Raw genomic sequence first — 16,610 nt, 5'->3', positions numbered from 1 at the left:
GGCGGATTCAAAGGGTCAGCCGAGTTCGCTTTCATGCCAGTTGCGCAGGCTCAACCGAGCCAGCACGGCCATCAGGCTGAATAACGCGACACCGGTCAAGGCGATCAGCAGCAGAGCAGCGAACAGCCTTGGAATATTCAGTTGAAAGCCGGCCTGGAGGATCTGATACGCCAGCCCTGCACCGGTGCCCCCGGTGCCGGCAACGAACTCCGCCACCACCGCGCCGATCAACGCCAGCCCGCTGGCAATGCGCAGCCCGGCAAAAAAACACGGCAGGGCGCTGGGAATGCGCAGGCGCAACAGCACCTGCCAGCGGCTGGCGCGGTTCAGGCGGAACAGATTGAGCAGGCCGGGGTTGACGCTGCGCAAGCCGAGTACGGTGTTGGCGATGATCGGGAAAATCGCCACCAGGGTCGCGCAAATAATCAACGCCAGCGTGGTGTTGCTGCACCAGATGATGATCAGCGGTGCCACGGCCACCACCGGCGTCACCTGCAACAGGATGGCGTAGGGAAACAGGCTGGCTTCCAGCACGCGGCTCTGCACAAACACAAACGCCGCCAGGGTGCCGATAAGCACCGCCAGCGCAAAGGAAAAAAAAGTGATCTTCAAGGTCATCCACAATGCACCGAACAGCATCGGGCCATCGCTGATCAGGGTACGGCCGATATCGACCGGGGAGGGCACCAGATACACCGGCACCTTCCAGGCCACACACGCCAATTGCCACAGACCCAGCAATACCGCGCCGAGCAGCAGCGGCGAGACGATGCGCAACACCGAGGGGTGACGTAACCAGGGAGTAAAGGACGGGTTCATGAGCGGGCTCTCAATAAAGTCAGTAAGAATCGCCATTGGCCTCGGCCAGCAGCCGGGACAGGCGTGCGCACTGCGCGATAAAGGCCGGGGAGGTGCGGTAGGCCTCGTCTCGTTCCAACGGGCCGTCGATTTCGATGTCGGCGATTACTCGGCCCGGGCGCGCACCCATCACCACCACCCGCGATGACAGGTAGACGGCCTCGAAAATGCTGTGAGTGACGAACACCACGGTCAGGTCGCGGCTAGCCCACAGCTGACGCAGGTCGCTGTCGAGCTTGTTGCGGGTGAACTCATCCAGGGCGCCGAAGGGCTCGTCCATCAGCAGCAGATTGGGCTCGGTGGCCAAGGCCCGGGCGATGGACGCGCGCATTTGCATGCCGCCGGACAGTTCCCGCGGGTACACCTGGCTGAAGCGGTCCAAGCCGACAAGGGCAAGGGCGGCGTCGACCTTTGGCTGGCTCTGGGTTTTGGGCACATTGGCCAGATCCAGCGGCAGGCGCACGTTGTCGCTGACCTTCGCCCAAGGCATCAGGGTCGCCTCCTGGAACACCATCGCCAGGCTTTGCCCTTGGGTCGGGCTGGCCGGGCTGTCCTTGCCCCACCAGCGCACGTGGCCGGCGGAGGGCTTTTCGAGGCCGGCGAACATTTTCAGCAGGGTGCTCTTGCCGCAGCCCGAAGGGCCGAGCAATGAAACGAACTCGCCGCGCTGAATGGCCAGCTTCACCCGGTTCAAGGCCTGGGTGCCGTTGCTGTAGGTTTTTTCCACCTGATTGGCGAACAACGGTGTTTGCACGCCGACGCTGTCGCCCCGTGGCAACGCCTGCGGCAGGGCGTTGGCCCCAGTTATGGTTTGCATCAACATAGCGCTCTCCCCTTGGGTCATGAGCGTCCGGTAAAGCCCCGGCACACCGGGGCGCTGACTTCAATGGCTGAGGAACACTTCACTTTCACCGTGGGCTTCGAGCAGGCCCAGCAATTGCCGGCGAATCACCAGGCCAGGCTTGTCCGACGGCATGTGCAGTTCCACTCGCCGGCGAGTATCGACACAGGCGTCGTAATCGGTGGCTTCGAGGATGTCGCGGTCTTCGGCGGTGATCGCTGCGTCCCAGTCGATCAGTTCCTGGGTCGAGCATTGCTCTTCGCTGTCATTGCGGTACAGCCACTGGACCAGCATCAGTCGCCCGTCTTCCATGGGTGTCGCGCAGTTGTAGATGATGTGATGGATGCCGCTGTCCGGGTACATGCAGCCAAAGCGCCGGGAGAAGGGCAGGTAATAGCGGTTGATCAGGTGGCGCTGGGTAATCGGCTCGCGAGTGCCGGTGATGCGATAGCTTTCCTCAGGATTGCGGATCGGTACCCGGGTCTCCGCCTCGAAGCCGTAGTCGGTTTCGCGAAACTCGTAGCCGGCCGGCGCGGGCTGGTCGAAAAGGCCGAAGTTGGCTTTGTGGACGAAGGAAAAATGCGAGTTGTCAAAGGAGTTTTCCATGACCCGCAGCGGGCTGGTTTTCCACTCTTCATAAAACTGGAAGATGCGCCGGTAGCCCGGGGCGCCATCCTCGGGAAACTCAGGGATTGGTTGCAGAGGATCGTCGAGGGCAACCCAGGCGTAGCCGTATTTTTCCTGGCAGTGAAAGGCCTGGACCGAGGCGCCCGGCGGAATCATGCCAGCGGGGTTTTGCGGGATCTTCACGCAGGTGCCGGTGCAGTCGTATTCCCAGCCGTGATAGCCGCAGGCGATGTTGCCGTCCTCGCTGACAAAGCCTTTCGAGAGCTTGGCGGTGCGGTGGCAGCAACGGTCGCGCATGGCCACCGGGGTGCCGTCGGGGCGCTTCCACAGCACCAGCGCCTCACCCAGTAAAGTGAAGGGCTGCGGGCCGGCATCCAGCGCGGTCATGGGCAGCAGGGCATACCAGAAACGGCGCAATACAGGTTGTTTGGTGACCAACATAACAAGTGTCCTCACGGTATTCGTTCAGCCGGCTCTTGGGCTCGGGCTCTGGGTTCAGCAGTCTTGCAATCAGGCTCAGCGGCTGGCGGACTGTTCGGCGCCAGGCAGTACCTTCAAGTCCTCGACGAAGCGCGTGGTGTAGGCCTTCTGCCAAGGCGCATCGGCACCGAGCAGGCCGGCGTCGACCATGAAGTTTCGGGTGGCCTGCCAGCGCGCATCGCTCATCACGCCGATGCCTTGGGTGGCGGCATCACCACCGGTGACCAGGCGATATTGCTTGAGCGTCGACAAGCCCCAGGCGAGCAATTCATCGCTCATGTTCGGGTTATCAGCCTTGATCAGGTGGTTGGCGCTCGGGTTGTCGAGGTAGCGCTTCCAGCCCTCCATCGAGGCGCGAACAAAGCGCTGGACTCGCTCAGGATGCTGATCGATCACATCCTGGCGAGTGGCCAGGGTCGAGCCGTAGGGCGGGTAACCGGCGTCGGCAAACAGGAAGAAGTTGGCTTTCTCCCCGGCCTTCAACGCCTGGAACAACTCGGAGCTGGCATAGGCCTGCTGCGTGGTGTTGGCGTTCGCGAAGAAGGGTTGCAGGTTGAAGGTGTAGGGGCGGGCCTGGCTGTCCTTGAGCTGATATTTTTCCTTGAGCCACGGCCACCACGTTTGCTGGCCGGAGGTGGACACCAGCACCTGTTTGTTCTGCAACGCATCCAGGCCGCTCACATCGGCATGGGTCAGCAGACCCTGAGGATCACCTTGAAAGGGTGCGGCCACGGCCACCACCGGCAGGCCTTGCTCCACACTTTTGAGAATCTGCAAGTCGTAGTTGACGATGAAATCGGCCTGCTTGTTGAGCAGCAGCTGCATGCCATTAACCTGCGGCCCACCCATGCGGATGGTCACGTCCAGGCCTTCTTTTTCATACAGTCCATCCGCCAGGGCCTGGTAGAAACCACCCTGTTCGGCTTGGGCATACCATGAAGTGAGCAGCACTACCTTGTCATTGGCCAAAGCCAGTGGAGACGCGATCAGAGCGGCGGGCGCAAGCGCCATGGCCAGTAGCGAGCGAAGCGGTTGACCCAAGGCAAAGCGAATTTTCATGATGTGTTCTCCACAACGATTCGAAAACCGCCGCGCGCCAATCGGCACGCCAGCGAGGGACCGATTGGAGAGAACAAGGGAAGGAGAGAGGGCGTATATGCGTAGTTACACGGCTGACACTTCTCTCTTGCCCGGGGCGCTGGCGCCGCGTTCAAGCATCCAATCGGACGTACGCCCACATGGGAGGGCGCAAGAGCAATGCCCGGTGCCATTGCTGGCACTGACCGCTTCTACTCGAAAGCAGTCATAGCCAAAAGTGTGCCAAGCCGTCGCAGGCCCGCCCTCACGGGATCCGGCGGGCGAGGCAATCAGCACGAGGTGGGCAGGCGAATCGCAACGGTGCGAATTCAAATGAGCGCGCCTCAATCTGGTGCGCAACCGATAGCTGCAAAGTATTCAGTTTTACCCATCGATTGTGCTGAATGAGGGTTGAAGATTGTATTCGCTCAGTTGGCACAACCCCTGCTTAGTCCGGAATCGAGTAGAAGCGGTCAGCACAGAGGGCTCTCAACAGGACCCGAGGTGCAGGGCATTGCTCTGGCGGCATTACGCCGCGCACCCGGCAAGGGTCGCCCCTCGTTAATTTGAGGGCCAGAGCAGTTGTCTGATCGCAGCTCGGGCATGCCTTGCCGGTGATATCCGCTAATCACCTGACAAGGGCAGCCCATGAAAGCATCGCGTATTCCATTACTTGCACCTTCACAGCTGCGTCGCAGCCTGGCGCCGCTGTTAGCTCTGGTCAGCGCCGGCGCCGAAGCTGGCCCTCTGTTGTGGAACGACAACAGCTTGAGCTACCTCTACGGCGAGCATTTCAAAGTCGACGGCACTGGCGACGATACTCAGCAAACGCTGAGCTTCGAGCACGCCAGCGGTTGGACGTGGGGCGACATCTTCATGTTCGTCGACAACAAATGGTCCAGCGGACTCTCGGGTGCCGACGGCCATTCCTACTACGGTGAATTCTCCCCACGGCTGTCGCTGGGCAAAATCACTGACCGCTCCCTGAGCTATGGCATCGTCAAGGACGTCTTCATCGCTGCCACCTACGAGCGCGGTGAAAACCGCAATCGCAAATACCTGCTGGGTCCCGCTGTCGACCTCGTGCTTCCAGGCTTCGATCGCTTTTCCCTGAATACCTACTACCGCAAACCCGACGGCATCACCGGTAAGGCGTCAGGTCAATGGCAGATCAACCCGACCTGGTCCATGACCCTCCCGGTGGGTCGCTCCGACATTCTTTTCGACGGCTATCTGGAGTGGTACGTCAACGACGTCGGCAACAAAGGCACCTCCAACTATGTGGCCAGGAGCTTTCACTTCAACCCACAAGTCAAATACGACGTGGGCAAGGCGCTGGGGCAACAGCAAAAACGTTTTTATGCGGGACTTGAGTGGGATTACTGGTCGAATAAATACGGGATTGAAGACACGAGCGGATTCTCTACCGACCAGAATGCGCTGAGTCTCTTGCTCAAGGTGCATTTTTGACGGGGGCCGATCGCCAATTGCAAAAAGCGGCCTTGACGCACCACCTCGGCAAACTGGCGAAATCGGTGTTCATCGCCGCTACTCCTGCACTGCCAGCGCTTCAATCAATTCTTGGGTGGTGACGATTGAGTGAGCGAAAGTCGGCCCGTTCAACTCGTGGGCGGCGTGCATCATTTCCGCGCGGAAAGCGGCGGTCGCATCGCGCACCAGCGTGACGTGGTAGCCCAATTCCGAGGCGTAGCGGGCGGTCGCTTCGATGCAGGTGTTGGCGAGCAGGCCGACGATGATCACGTGGGTGATGCCTTTCTGCTTCAGGCGAAAATCAAGGTCGGTATTGGCAAAGCCGCTGGAGCCCCAATGTTCCTGCACGACAATGTCGCCGTCCTTCGGCGCGAAATCGGGATGCCATTCGCCGCCCCATTCACCGCGTGCGAAGTGGTGCATGTGCATGATTTTGCACTGGGTCGGTGTTGGATGGTCCCAGCCTTCGTAGTCGCCGTGTTCCCAGCGGTGGTGCGGCACGATGACCACTGGAATGTTCTGCGCTCGTACGGCGCGATCGAGGGCTCGCAGGTTGTCGAGCAGCCCGACCTGTTCGGCAATCGGCTTGATCAAGGGGAAGACCTTGCCGTTTTCCGAGAGAAAATCGTTGTACGGATCGACCAGCAGATAAGCGGTGCGGTTCAGCGGATAAGAGGCGTTCGACATGACGATGTACTCCACGCAAGTTGAGTGACCGATGCCGTGGGCTCGCCCGGGCATCAGTTATTTATGACGACGAAAAAGCTCAAGTCAGTTGAAGGCGCTGCGGTAGGCAAAGAGGCCAGGCAAGCCGCCGGTCATCACAAACAGTAGATTGCTTCCTGCCGGGTAGTCGCCTTGGCGCACGGCAGCGAGCAACCCGGCGAAGGCCTTGCCACCGTAGACCGGATCCGTCAGCAAGCCCTCAACGCCGGCCAGCAGCCGGACCGCTTCGAGCATCGATTCGGTGGGGGCGCCATAGGCGTCGCCACGTTGACTGCCATCCACAGTGATTGCGCTTTCCGCAAGGGTTGCGGACGGGTCCAGGAGCTGCAAGGTTTCCCGAGTTTTGCCCAAGGTCGCCGCCATGGCCTGCTCCTCTGTGGCCAACACCGAGTAGCCGATAACTTCGGTTGATGATCGAGCGAGTGCCAGACCTGCTTGCAGTCCTGAATGGGTTCCGGCGCTGCCATTGGGAATGATGATCCGCTCGAAGTGAACGCCGAGCGCGTCCGCCTGGCGGAGGATCTCTCCTGCACAAGCGGCGTAGCCCAGACTGCCCCTGGGGCTGGAGCCGCCCAATGGTATGAGGAAGGGTTTTTTGCCTTGGCTTTTGAGCGCGCTGAGCAATTCGCCAGCGTAGCTGTCCGGCGTCAGACCCGGCGGCAGTCGATGAACCTTTGCGCCAAACAAGTCATCGAGCAATACGTTGCCGTTATGACAAAAATCATCATCGCTGCGCACCGCCGACGGGGTCAGGATTAGCTCGCAGGCCAAGCCTTGGCGGGCCGCGACGGCGGCGGTCAACCGGGCGTGATTGGATTGAAAACCGCCCCAGGTAACCAGTGTGTCCGCGCCTTCGGCCAACGCTTCGCCAAGCAGGAATTCAAGTTTGCGCAGTTTGTTACCGCCGCCGCCGAGGCCCATCAGGTCATCGCGTTTGACGTACAGATTGCAGCCATGCAGCTCGGCTGCCCGGCTCAGGCGGGACAGCTTCTGAATTGGTGTCGGGCCTTCCAGCAGCGCCACTCGGGGGTAAGCAGCCAGCGCAGTTTCCAGTTGATTCAAGTCGTGAGGCATGACGGTTCACTTGACGTTGATGAAAGGAAGTGGGGCGGTCACTTCACCAAGGCCCCGGCCAAATGGTTAATAACTGGTATTGCAGTTAAGTCGCTTTGTCAGGCCGGGGCGGACTCTCGTGCCACTTGCCTGAGGATTTGTTCGTATTCTTTGACGGATAGCGATCCGGACACCAATTGACGACCATTCAGCACCATGGCCGGGACCGAGTTGATCCCGCGCTGAAGGTAAAAACTTTCAAGTTCACGGACCTCGAGAGCGAACGCCTCGCTAGTCAAAATCTCGCGGGCGCGGGTGGTATAAAGTCCCGCTTCACCGGCTAGACGCACCAGTGTTTCGTGGTCGCTGGGGTTCTCGCCATTGGTGAAATAAGCCTCGATCAGGATTTTCTTCAGCGCGACCTGGCGGCCTTCCTGCACGGCCCAGAGCAGAAGGCGATGGGCGTCGAAGGTGTTGTAGAAATGGCTGCGCTTTTCCAGGTCGAACTGAAAACCGATGGCTTTGCCGCGCGCGACGATCATTTCATTGCGCGAGGCGACTTCTTCGGCGCTGCGCCCGTATTTGCGCATCATGTGCTTGATGGCGTGCTCGCCCTCGGCCGGCATGTCCGGGTTCAGTTCGAAGGGCTTGAAGGTCAGCTCCACGGCAACCTCGCCGGCAACATTGGCGATGGCTTGTTCCAGCGCTGTGGTGCCGAGTGCGCACCAGGGGCACACGACATCCGACACAAAGTCGATACTGACGGGGAAAGTCATTTCTTCAACTCCGTCAGTTGTTGGCGGTACTCGGTGGTGGTAATTCCGGCATAGCCCCAGTTGTCGGTGTCGACCTCTTCAATAACGATGTGGGTGAGGTGCGGGTCCTTGTTGAGGACTGTTTGCATGGTTTTGGTGATCTCGGCGATGACTTGGGATTTCTGTTCTTTGGTAACGCCGTCGCGAGTGATACGAACGCTGATGAAAGGCATGGGATAAGTCTCCAGTAGGCGCCCCATCGATATGAAGAGGGGAGCAGTGGGATGGACTTTAGAGTGTTGCGTTCAGGGGATAAATCAGGGGCGGAGAACATCACTTATAACGCGATGTAATCAATACAACTGGGGGCTTTGCAGAAGGTAAATCGCCCTCCCTGGCTGCAGGCGCGGGGGAGGGCGAATGCTACGGCGGGAGGAATCAGTTCTGCGATTTGCTCATGCGGGTAAATAGCTCGGTTGGGACTTTCTTGCCGTTGGAAATGTACTGGTTGGTTCTGAACTTGTAGACCTCACCTTCCGAAAGAAAACCATCGTGGTTGGTGTCCATCGCTTTGAATTCTTCACCGCCCTGAGGTGCTACAGCCAGCAGTTCTTTAAGAGAGACGAGGCCATCATGGTCGGTGTCTGTGCGAGCGAAAGAGTCGTCGCCACATTTGCCTTCACCGCACTTGCCTTCGGCAGTAGCGGACTTGTCGCTGGCTTCGCTGGCCCCGCATTTGCCTTCGCCACACTTGCCTTCGCCGGTTTTATCGGCCGATGCCAGTTGGTAGCCTTGGGGCAATGGCTCAACAGCAAAAGCGGCGGACGATGCCAGGCTCATGCCACCGGCTAAAGCAATTGCGGCCAGGCCAAGACTGGTTTTGTTCGACATTGGTTTACGGTACATAGTGCTTCTCCAGATGCTTTGCGCGGCGAGGCCGCGGTTCATGCCACAGGGCGGATAGACCCTCAAGGAAGTTCGAGGCGAAAGGCGCAAGCGTCTTCCACTTCGACAGAGCGTCCTTGTTCGGGTAGGCCTATTTAGCGGGAGTCATGTATCGGCGATGTATCGGCGAGCGGAGCATTTGTAAGCCAATCCCAAGACTTAGCGTTTGGGTACATAGAGATACAAAAAACGACCTCAGCCTTTGCTCGTCAGTCAGGACAACAGCTTTAAAGCGGGTGTCGCGGCTACGCCGACGACAGCTTGCTCATGCAGCTGGCGCAGCAGCACCAGTGCGTCAGCAACGAAGCCGGTCACATCTGATGCACCAGCCTCCGCAGCCAAAGCGTGCAACTGCGCTCGACCATCCATGTCAGGGAACTGCTCGATCCGCTGCAACAAACGGAACGCGAGAGGGCTGACCTGGGAGAATTGCACTTGGCCACTTGGCACACGGCTGATCAGCAGCAACGTCGGTTGTTCTGGCGGTTCAGAAGGCAAGTGGCCTGGCGCGAGACGATGTACGGCCCAAATGTAAGCCAGCGGCCAGACGAGCGGGGAGAGCCTGAGGGGACGGTCGAGTAAATGCGCCGCATCACTGGCCTTTAACGGCGCAGCGTCCAACTGTTGCAGCGCCATTTCCACCCACTCGTAATGAGCCAATTCAGGCAAGAACGGGTACCAGGGATGCTCAAAGCCGGGCGAGTCTTCCAGGCTCGCTACGAAGTCTACAAACTCACGAGCAATTTCTCCGAAGCGTGGTGTTTGCGCGCGGTAATCACGCAAAAAACGTCGTACCAGTGCACGCCAACCGTCATCACCCAGCACGGCAACCAGCACCGGAAACGTCCCACCCAGCAACCCCAACAGATTGTTCAACACCAAGTTGAGATAGACCTGTGCTCTCTCGGGATTCATCTGCGCAGGCGGCGCATAACTGTCCGGGTCACGCAGGTACCGGGTCAGCGCGAGCTGCTGACTGTGCAAACTTGAAGGGGAGTCAGCCATCGACGGTCACCCGCACCAAAGCATTGGCGTCGTGTTGCAAGCGCCTGATGGTGTTCAGCTCTGCCACCAGTTCGTCGTAGGACGGAAAGTTGAAATCGCGCTCCAGCAGGGTTGGCTTCACGCCGAAAAGGTCATAAGCCTGTCCCAGCAATGACCAGACTACTGGTTTGACCGAGGCGCCATGGGTGTCGATGATCAGGTCGTCAGCTTCGTCGTAATGGCCAGCCACATGCATGGCGACTACGCGTTCTGGTTCCAGGCCGGCGAGGAAAACCGTTGGATCAAAGCGATGGTTCACTGAGTTGACGTACACATTGTTAACGTCGAGCAACAGGTCGCAATCGGCCTCGCGGAGCACTGCATTGGTAAAAGTGAGTTCGTCCATGTCCTGATGAGCAGCGGCGTAGTAGGAGACGTTTTCTACAGCAAGACGACGACCGAGAATGTCCTGTGCACGACGGATGCGTGCAGCAACGTGATGAACGGCCTCCTCAGTGAATGGCAACGGTAGCAGGTCGTATAAATGGCCATCGTCACTGCAGTAACTGAGGTGTTCGCTATAGAACGGCACGTTGAAGCGATCAAGAAACCCGCGGACTTGCTCAAGAAAAGATTCGTCCAGCGGCGCACTGCCACCCAGCGACAGTGACAGGCCATGGCATGACAGCGGATAGCGTTCAGCCAGCAACTGCAAAGCCTCACCATGAGCGCCGCCGATGCCGATCCAGTTCTCTGGAGCAACCTCCAGAAAATCGAAATCCCCGACTGGAGCGTCACGAAGCGTGTTAAGCAGCGCACGGCGCAATCCCAGCCCGACGGTCGCCTCAACGGGGAGCTGTGGATCTACATGCGTTGGTGATGAAGTGTTCGTTTGCATGAGCTCAATACTCCGATTCGACGTCTGGAACCCCCGATCCACAGCACCTCCACGGTTACCGCTGGCAGCCGGGAGGTGTGAATCGGGTGATTGAAACCCGCCACAGTTCTGCTCAAACGAGGTTGATCACCACGTTGATGTTGTTCCGCGTCGCTTTGGAGTACGGGCATGTCTGGTGTGCGGTTTCGATCAGGTCTTGAGCGACTTCTCGATCAAGCCCGGGAAGGTAGACATTGAGGCGAGCCTGGAGGAAATACGCACCATCGGTTGTGCCTAGATCGACTTCGGCGTCGACGGCGAGGTCAACCGGGAGGGTGACTTTCAGCTTGCTCGCCGCTAGTCCCATTGCACCGATAAAACAGGCCGACCAACCTGCGGCGAACAACTGCTCTGGGTTGGTACCGGCGCCAGAGGTGCCAGGCGACGACAGTTTTATATCCAGTCGGCCGTCGTCACTGAGGGCGGTTCCATTACGACCACCCGAGGAGGTATGGACTTTGCCGGTGTACAGCACTTTATCAATATGGGTCATGATGAAACTCCTGATTAACTAGCGGGGGTTGAGAGCGATAACCTTGGTGAAGCGATAACACTCAGCGTGCATTCAAACGCTTGAGATACCGACCGATGCATGCATCCAGGCTCAGCTTGCCGGCGCCTGTGAATACCAGTGGTAGAAGTGCTACGAGATAGATCAAGGGCAGTTTGAAATTGCCGTAGCCTTTGTTGCTGATGGAGTACCCCATAGCCAGTTCGCTCAACGTCGACCAGTGTGCTGGCCAGTGGACTGCGGCAGTTGCCACGACGGTGACCACTATGAGGATCAGTGCCGAAAGACGTGTTCCCAGGCCTACAAGCAAAGCAATGGAACAGAGCAGCTCTGCCCACATGGATAACTGCCAGTTGAACGTAGCCGGCAGCTGATTGAAGGGAAAAGGAAAGGCCCCTTGAATGCTTGGGAACCAGTTATCACCGTTCCACTTTTCCCATCCCGCTTCAAAAAACTCCCAAGCCAGAAAAACGCGCAGGCTCAAAGGGGCGATCCAGTCCCCAGCGCGATCGAGATTAAGTTGCAGCCGATTCAAGACCGATGACGCGTTTGTATGCATGGGTTTAATCCTCCGACTTGTCGTCAAGAAAGTGGAAGCCGTTCAGGTGCTTCCAATGACAGGTGTCAGGCACAGGAGCACTGCGCTGGCCGTGAGCGCAGTTCATCGTGCTGGTGTATCTCGCTTGTGTCTGAGGGGGCGGGAAGATCAATGTTGTGTAACGTGTTTGCGTCCGTACACACTTGGATACAGAGCGATACCTGTGGAAGGCGCTATTTTGGAGTTGGGATATACGATCGGCTGCGTTCTGCCGGTGACTGGCGGGAGGATTTCGCAGGGCGAATGAACGTCGCAGATGAGGGGAGGGGCGAGGGCGTGGAAAGTACCGTTGAATGAGGTGGGCACGCCAGGTGCCCACCTTATCTGTCTGGAACCGCCTAAGGTATCAAACGCATCTCCCGCAGCCTGTCGAACACGTCAAAAAATGCCTGATCGCTCGCTTGGTAGGCAGTGAAGCCCATCAGGCGGCTTTTCGACATGTCCGTGACCACTTCGATTGGGCGGCCAAGGTCGGCATCGGTATGCCATGGGGAAATCAGACGTCCAATGTCGGACTCTTTCAAACCGTGCTCGGCGACTATTTGCGCCCAAACGGCTTGATCGTCCGCCATCTGCTTCTCTAGAGGCGAGGGTGACGCAGGATAGTCGGCAGCAGGCAGGTCGAAGTATTCGGCAATTCGGCTCCACATCCATTTCCAGCGGAATACATCGCCATTGGTGATATTGAATGCCTGATTTGCCGCAGCCCGCGTGGTGGCCGCCCACAGTTGCTGTTTCGCCAACTGCCGCGCATCGGTCATGTCGGTGAGGCTGTCCCACTGCACCCTGGATCCGGGAAACACAAAAGGGCGATTGGTGTGTTTGCAAATCGAGGCATAGACGGCGAGCGTGGTTGCCATGTTCATCGCGTTGCCCACGGCCACCCCGGTGACGGTATGCGGGCGATGCACGCTCCAGGTGAAACCGTCCTTTTCCGCAGCGGCGAAGAGTTCGTCTTCCTGAGCGTAATAGAAATTCTCGACATCGAGACGACCCTGTTCTTCGCGAAACGGCGTCTGCGGCAGGCTGCCTTTACCATAGGCTTCGAACGGGCCGAGGTAGTGCTTCAGGCCAGTAACCAGCGCTACGTGGTTGACGCTTTTGGCTGGGCGAATGGCGGCGAGCACGTTGCGTACCATGGCGGCATTGACGCGAATGTTCTCGGCCTCCGTGGCTTGCCGCGACCATGTGGTAATGAACACATGCGTGGGTTTCACATCCCTCAGCGCATGTTCCAGTGAAGCAGGGTCCTGAAGGTCTGCCGCTACGGGGATCACGCCTTGCGCTTGCGACGGATGCCTCGACAGCGCGGCGACTTGCCACTGGTTGTCGATGAGTAACTGGGTGATGGCGCTGCCGACAATGCCGCTGGCGCCCACGACTAGAGCTGTCTGGGTCATAGGTTTCTCCTGGATTTGAGTTTGGGAGTCCGTCCGAGCAACAGAGGTTCAACCTGAAAATCCGTTAGAGTGCTCGCTACTCCCCGTTAAAGCCTGTGAGAAAAATGACTCGTCCGCTGTTTGTCGCTCTGGATGGCCCCAAAGGCGTCGGCAAAACCTCGCTGTTGGAGGCCATCACTGAAGTCCTGAGGGCGGACAAGCAAAAAGTCATCCGACTCTGCGAGAAAAAAAGCGACCCGTTCAGGGGCGAGACAATGCACTTGGTGAACCAACTCGTCCGCCATCCTGACCGGGATCTGGAACTGGAAGTTTGCCAACGCCTGGCTGATAGCCGCCGCTGGATTTCTCAACACGTGCTCACCAAACAACCCGCCGACAGCATCATCCTGATCGATCGCTGGTACCCGTCCGATGCGGCATTTCGCCGGATAGTCCCGTTTGCTGAAATCCTGCAATTGAACATTGACCGCAACGTACAGGTGCCAGACCTGCATGTCGGGGTGGTTACAGCGGCGGAGATTTCGTGGGCGAGGGCGGGGGCACGCCGGCGCGGCTTGAGCAGTACTGTACTTCGCGGTCTGGAGGAGCATGTCGCTTGTACTGAGGCGTTTGAGGTGGCCGCTGGCGATCAGGGTTGGTTTTTGTGTCGGAATGAGGGAACGATCGAGGAGGCGACGGGGCGGGTGGTAGGGGAGATTAATCGGGTGGTGAACCGCCTGCGTGGTCACAGCATCGGTCCATCACGCTGAGCGGCGAGGACTTGAGCAAACATCGCGGCATTTGACGACTGAGCACACGAGTTCCAGGGATTACGTTCAGGTTCACAAGCGGCAATGTTTTCGATCTTCACAATGGTTCAGCACTCGTGGACAATCCGCGCTCTGTTCCGGGGTAGTTCAGCGGTAGAACACTCGGCTCTTAACCGGGTGGGCGCTGGTTCGAATCCAGCCCCCGGACCCACAACATCGCAGGCGCGGAAGGACTCATGCTCAGGGACGATAGGGAATCGAATGCGAACGCCGGCATAGGTGCCGGCTATGCAGCCTTTCAACTGTCTCGAGCACTCGCTGCACCGGGCCTCGACAATAACGGACAGACGAGCAAGCGCATCGAGCGCTGGCGCAATGTAATCGAGCACATATTGCAGGGATCCGCGTCGTATGGCTCACGAACGCCATTCGCGGATGTGCCTGAGTGGATCACGCTGGAAGTCGTCACGGGAGGTTTCGCCACTGGGCAGTTCATGGCCGGCGGTGCACTGACCGAGTACGAGCGACAGCTGGCTGCTTCGATTCCAGGTATCCGTCCTGGCTTCGAGCGACTCGATCTCAATACTTGGCACCTTACGGAGGAGGGGATCGAGGTACTGCAAGCGAAGCTGGCGAGCGGGGATTATCGAATCGAGGTGCCCGAAGAAGCTGCACTGCTGACCGTGGCCTGGTTGCTGGGGCAGCAATGTACAGAGAACGCATGGGATCTGGTTGAAGCAATAGCGCCTTTCTTTCAACAGCTGCGATTCTTTCCGATGGCTTCTGACGGTTTGCCGCTTTCAACAGCTCAAGTGCAGGTTTTTACTGTCGGGGATGTCAGAGCCGTGCTTTCAAATCGCCCGGCACAGGCGCGCGTGGCAGTGCAGAAGCATGTCGTTGAAACTCGGTTACCGCTTTACGATTCGGCGGTGTCGCTTTTCCTTTTAACGTATCAGGATGATTGGCCTTGTCGCCGGTATCCCGAGGGCTGGTTTGAGCAGGCGAATACCCTGAAGCAGCAGTTCGATGCTTCTTGCCCCAGCGCTTCAGGTGAAGCTGAAAGCTCAAGGGATCGGGCAGGGGAGTTGTTTGCACTGCTGGGGAATTGCGCTAGCGATGCGGCGTCGCTTACGGAACGGCAAGTCGGACGAATTCGCAGGATCGTCGACGATTTCGTACGCAAGCATGGTCATCCCGAATCCGAATCTCATCAGAAGCACAGAGACTCTCAACGCAGTCACGTGTCCGCACCCGGTCACCATCTACTTGCTAAAGCGGTTGCCGCACGTCTGAGCATGTATCCCGGTTCGGACGGAGTTTCCGACTTTTCATCTCTGCTGCAACCCGTTACCTGCGAAGAAGCGAGCACATATTCGCTATTAACAGGTAGCGGCATTCCTCCTGATATTTGTCGACGCGTCGAGCGGTGTCGAAAGGGCACAATTGCCGAGTTGATCGATAAGGAATTGATTACATCCGGGGATACTGTGGCGCGGCTGCTGCCAGCGATTACGGCTGAGATCTGCAGCGCAGGATTTCGCGATACGTCGCTGCGGATGCTCTCTGTCGCAACCTATCGCGCCTTTCGACAACGCCGATCATTGTTGCTGTTGGATCTGCAAAGTCAGGTCAGGATGAATGAATTGCCGTGGGTGGCGGCTGTTGAAGACCAGCGAGAAACGGACGCGGTGGTCGCTGAAGCAGCGAAACAGTTCCTGATCGAATCCGCAGCAATGACTCTTTGCGCTTTTCCTCAAGCGATCCTGCCCAACAAACTCATTCAGGAATTTGCTGCGCTTGGTGCGATGGCCAAGCTGGATCTGCCTTTTGTGGAAGAGGTCGCCTCGGACATTTTCATGGGCACTTTCTCGAACAAGTACATAAGATCTGCCAGGCAGGCGGCATCTTTGACAGGTGGCACGCTATACGCCAATTACTACGACATTGATGCAAGCCAATTGGCGATGCTTCCTGAGCAACCGAAATCCAGGCGGAAAAGGTTCTCCAGACCTGACGCTAGTTCCAGGGACGCATTGGCCAGATTGTGCGCTCAGAGGGCTGATGAGCGCTTGGGTACATGGCGGCCGGCGATTAACGGGAAAATCATCGAGCAACAACAGATCCTGACGACGCAAAACCTTGCGCTCTTATTTGGTGAGCTTGGGTTGAAAACGCTGTTGAAGGATCGCTTGGCTTCGATGGCCGAGGAATGCTTCAGATGGATATGCATACGCCAGCAGATGAAGTTGCGGTTTTATCACTCCAGCTTGGTGATGATCAAAAATACGGCGTACGCGTGGCGGCAGATGGTGTTTTATCTAGCGATGCTCGATGAGACAGAAAGGCGATACGCGATTGAACGTATCGAAGCGCATTTCGCGATTCAACCTGGTGGATTTCGTGAAAGGTTCCTGCCGGCGATTAGAGGGTTGCGAGTAGCGGCTTCTGGCACACCGTTGACCGAGGCTCGCCAAGCAAGCGAAGGTGCTCAGGCTTTTATCGGATGGACTATCGAGAGACATTGGTTGTTGAAGCTGCAAACGAATGGCGTTGCTTAGACTGAGAGGTTAGGAGTGGT

17 protein-coding genes and 1 tRNA gene are annotated in these 16,610 nt (G+C 58.1%); 4 read left to right on the top strand and 14 right to left on the bottom strand.

From position 1 onward, the window contains the following. Nucleotides 1-15 precede the first annotated feature (15 nt). The 4 genes from D8U82_RS16815 to D8U82_RS16800 all read right to left on the bottom strand — a co-directional run bounded on the left by D8U82_RS16815 (nt 16) and on the right by D8U82_RS16800 (nt 3,865). Nucleotides 16-819 carry an ABC transporter permease gene (locus tag D8U82_RS16815; protein ID WP_130902569.1) on the bottom strand — a complete coding sequence of 268 codons (804 nt, stop codon included), beginning with the start codon at nt 817-819 and terminating at the stop codon, nt 16-18. 19 nt (nt 820-838) lie between these two features. After that, a complete protein-coding gene (locus D8U82_RS16810; protein ID WP_130902568.1) occupies nt 839-1,681 on the bottom strand; it encodes an ABC transporter ATP-binding protein in 843 nt (280 codons plus the stop codon). Between the two features lie 60 nt (nt 1,682-1,741). After that, complete coding sequence (locus tag D8U82_RS16805) at nt 1,742-2,767, bottom strand: aromatic ring-hydroxylating dioxygenase subunit alpha (RefSeq protein ID WP_016774747.1); 1,026 nt, start codon at nt 2,765-2,767, stop codon at nt 1,742-1,744. Nucleotides 2,768-2,842: 75 nt separating this feature from the next. Further along, on the bottom strand, nt 2,843-3,865 hold the full coding sequence (locus D8U82_RS16800; RefSeq protein WP_130902567.1) for an ABC transporter substrate-binding protein: 1,023 nt from the start codon (nt 3,863-3,865) through the stop codon (nt 2,843-2,845). A 666-nt stretch (nt 3,866-4,531) separates the two neighbouring features. Here D8U82_RS16800 and D8U82_RS16795 point away from each other — a divergent pair. Further along, nucleotides 4,532-5,353, top strand: coding sequence for an outer membrane protein OmpK (locus tag D8U82_RS16795; RefSeq protein WP_130902566.1), 822 nt, complete (start codon nt 4,532-4,534; stop codon nt 5,351-5,353). Nucleotides 5,354-5,431: 78 nt separating this feature from the next. Here the strand turns inward: D8U82_RS16795 and D8U82_RS16790 are convergent, their stop codons facing one another. The 10 genes from D8U82_RS16790 to D8U82_RS16745 all read right to left on the bottom strand — a co-directional run bounded on the left by D8U82_RS16790 (nt 5,432) and on the right by D8U82_RS16745 (nt 13,283). After that, the gene (locus D8U82_RS16790; protein WP_130902565.1) at nt 5,432-6,061 is read right to left on the bottom strand and encodes an isochorismatase family cysteine hydrolase; all 630 of its coding nucleotides are present in this window, start codon (nt 6,059-6,061) and stop codon (nt 5,432-5,434) included. 84 nt (nt 6,062-6,145) lie between these two features. Then, nucleotides 6,146-7,174, bottom strand: a complete 1,029-nt coding sequence (locus tag D8U82_RS16785; protein WP_130902564.1) for a D-cysteine desulfhydrase family protein — start codon at nt 7,172-7,174, stop codon at nt 6,146-6,148. A 98-nt stretch (nt 7,175-7,272) separates the two neighbouring features. Further along, nucleotides 7,273-7,929 carry a DsbA family oxidoreductase gene (locus D8U82_RS16780; RefSeq protein ID WP_130902563.1) on the bottom strand — a complete coding sequence of 219 codons (657 nt, stop codon included), beginning with the start codon at nt 7,927-7,929 and terminating at the stop codon, nt 7,273-7,275. Further along, on the bottom strand, nt 7,926-8,141 hold the full coding sequence (locus tag D8U82_RS16775; RefSeq protein WP_130902562.1) for a 4-oxalocrotonate tautomerase family protein: 216 nt from the start codon (nt 8,139-8,141) through the stop codon (nt 7,926-7,928). Before D8U82_RS16775 ends, D8U82_RS16780 begins: the two co-directional genes overlap by 4 nt. 205 nt (nt 8,142-8,346) lie before the next feature. Then, nucleotides 8,347-8,814, bottom strand: coding sequence for a hypothetical protein (locus D8U82_RS16770; protein WP_130902561.1), 468 nt, complete (start codon nt 8,812-8,814; stop codon nt 8,347-8,349). Between the two features lie 252 nt (nt 8,815-9,066). Then, the gene (locus D8U82_RS16765) at nt 9,067-9,858 is read right to left on the bottom strand and encodes a putative DNA-binding domain-containing protein (RefSeq protein WP_130902560.1); all 792 of its coding nucleotides are present in this window, start codon (nt 9,856-9,858) and stop codon (nt 9,067-9,069) included. Then, on the bottom strand, nt 9,851-10,735 hold the full coding sequence (locus tag D8U82_RS16760) for a DUF692 domain-containing protein (RefSeq protein WP_130902559.1): 885 nt from the start codon (nt 10,733-10,735) through the stop codon (nt 9,851-9,853). Before D8U82_RS16760 ends, D8U82_RS16765 begins: the two co-directional genes overlap by 8 nt. Nucleotides 10,736-10,847: 112 nt before the next feature. Beyond that, nucleotides 10,848-11,267: an organic hydroperoxide resistance protein gene (locus D8U82_RS16755; RefSeq protein ID WP_110600577.1), complete on the bottom strand. Its 420-nt coding sequence runs from the start codon at nt 11,265-11,267 to the stop codon at nt 10,848-10,850. A gap of 61 nt (nt 11,268-11,328) precedes the next feature. Then, nucleotides 11,329-11,844, bottom strand: a complete 516-nt coding sequence (locus D8U82_RS16750; RefSeq protein WP_130902558.1) for a DoxX family protein — start codon at nt 11,842-11,844, stop codon at nt 11,329-11,331. 377 nt (nt 11,845-12,221) lie between these two features. Then, complete coding sequence (locus D8U82_RS16745) at nt 12,222-13,283, bottom strand: SDR family oxidoreductase (RefSeq protein ID WP_130902557.1); 1,062 nt, start codon at nt 13,281-13,283, stop codon at nt 12,222-12,224. Nucleotides 13,284-13,387: 104 nt separating this feature from the next. On the opposite strand from D8U82_RS16745, the gene D8U82_RS16740 reads away from it, so the two are divergent. From D8U82_RS16740 to D8U82_RS16730, 3 genes are all read left to right on the top strand, one after another. After that, nucleotides 13,388-14,032 (top strand): dTMP kinase, encoded by a 645-nt coding sequence (locus D8U82_RS16740; RefSeq protein ID WP_130902556.1) that lies wholly within the window; start codon nt 13,388-13,390, stop codon nt 14,030-14,032. 136 nt (nt 14,033-14,168) lie between these two features. Continuing rightward, nucleotides 14,169-14,243, top strand: a tRNA-Lys gene (locus D8U82_RS16735). 25 nt (nt 14,244-14,268) lie between these two features. After that, entirely contained in the window at nt 14,269-16,590 is a 2,322-nt protein-coding gene (locus tag D8U82_RS16730; protein ID WP_130902555.1) for a hypothetical protein, read from the top strand. Nucleotides 16,591-16,610 lie beyond the last annotated feature (20 nt).

This window comes from Pseudomonas sp. Sample_23 (assembly GCF_004307595.1).
Taxonomy (GTDB): Bacteria; Pseudomonadota; Gammaproteobacteria; order Pseudomonadales; family Pseudomonadaceae; genus Aquipseudomonas; species Aquipseudomonas atacamensis.
This window is presented reverse-complemented; position numbering and strand designations above follow the sequence as displayed.

Coding starts and splice junctions, on each gene's coding strand:
- D8U82_RS16765 (WP_130902560.1), bottom strand. CDS start 9,858: ATGGCTGACTCCCCTTCAAGTTTGCACAGTCAGCAGCTCGCGCTGACC.
- D8U82_RS16730 (WP_130902555.1), top strand. CDS start 14,269: ATGCTCAGGGACGATAGGGAATCGAATGCGAACGCCGGCATAGGTGCC.
- D8U82_RS16790 (WP_130902565.1), bottom strand. CDS start 6,061: ATGTCGAACGCCTCTTATCCGCTGAACCGCACCGCTTATCTGCTGGTC.
- D8U82_RS16795 (WP_130902566.1), top strand. CDS start 4,532: ATGAAAGCATCGCGTATTCCATTACTTGCACCTTCACAGCTGCGTCGC.
- D8U82_RS16800 (WP_130902567.1), bottom strand. CDS start 3,865: ATGAAAATTCGCTTTGCCTTGGGTCAACCGCTTCGCTCGCTACTGGCC.
- D8U82_RS16810 (WP_130902568.1), bottom strand. CDS start 1,681: ATGTTGATGCAAACCATAACTGGGGCCAACGCCCTGCCGCAGGCGTTG.
- D8U82_RS16755 (WP_110600577.1), bottom strand. CDS start 11,267: ATGACCCATATTGATAAAGTGCTGTACACCGGCAAAGTCCATACCTCC.
- D8U82_RS16745 (WP_130902557.1), bottom strand. CDS start 13,283: ATGACCCAGACAGCTCTAGTCGTGGGCGCCAGCGGCATTGTCGGCAGC.
- D8U82_RS16760 (WP_130902559.1), bottom strand. CDS start 10,735: ATGCAAACGAACACTTCATCACCAACGCATGTAGATCCACAGCTCCCC.
- D8U82_RS16815 (WP_130902569.1), bottom strand. CDS start 819: ATGAACCCGTCCTTTACTCCCTGGTTACGTCACCCCTCGGTGTTGCGC.
- D8U82_RS16780 (WP_130902563.1), bottom strand. CDS start 7,929: ATGACTTTCCCCGTCAGTATCGACTTTGTGTCGGATGTCGTGTGCCCC.
- D8U82_RS16770 (WP_130902561.1), bottom strand. CDS start 8,814: ATGTACCGTAAACCAATGTCGAACAAAACCAGTCTTGGCCTGGCCGCA.
- D8U82_RS16750 (WP_130902558.1), bottom strand. CDS start 11,844: ATGCATACAAACGCGTCATCGGTCTTGAATCGGCTGCAACTTAATCTC.
- D8U82_RS16775 (WP_130902562.1), bottom strand. CDS start 8,141: ATGCCTTTCATCAGCGTTCGTATCACTCGCGACGGCGTTACCAAAGAA.
- D8U82_RS16740 (WP_130902556.1), top strand. CDS start 13,388: ATGACTCGTCCGCTGTTTGTCGCTCTGGATGGCCCCAAAGGCGTCGGC.
- D8U82_RS16785 (WP_130902564.1), bottom strand. CDS start 7,174: ATGCCTCACGACTTGAATCAACTGGAAACTGCGCTGGCTGCTTACCCC.
- D8U82_RS16805 (WP_016774747.1), bottom strand. CDS start 2,767: ATGTTGGTCACCAAACAACCTGTATTGCGCCGTTTCTGGTATGCCCTG.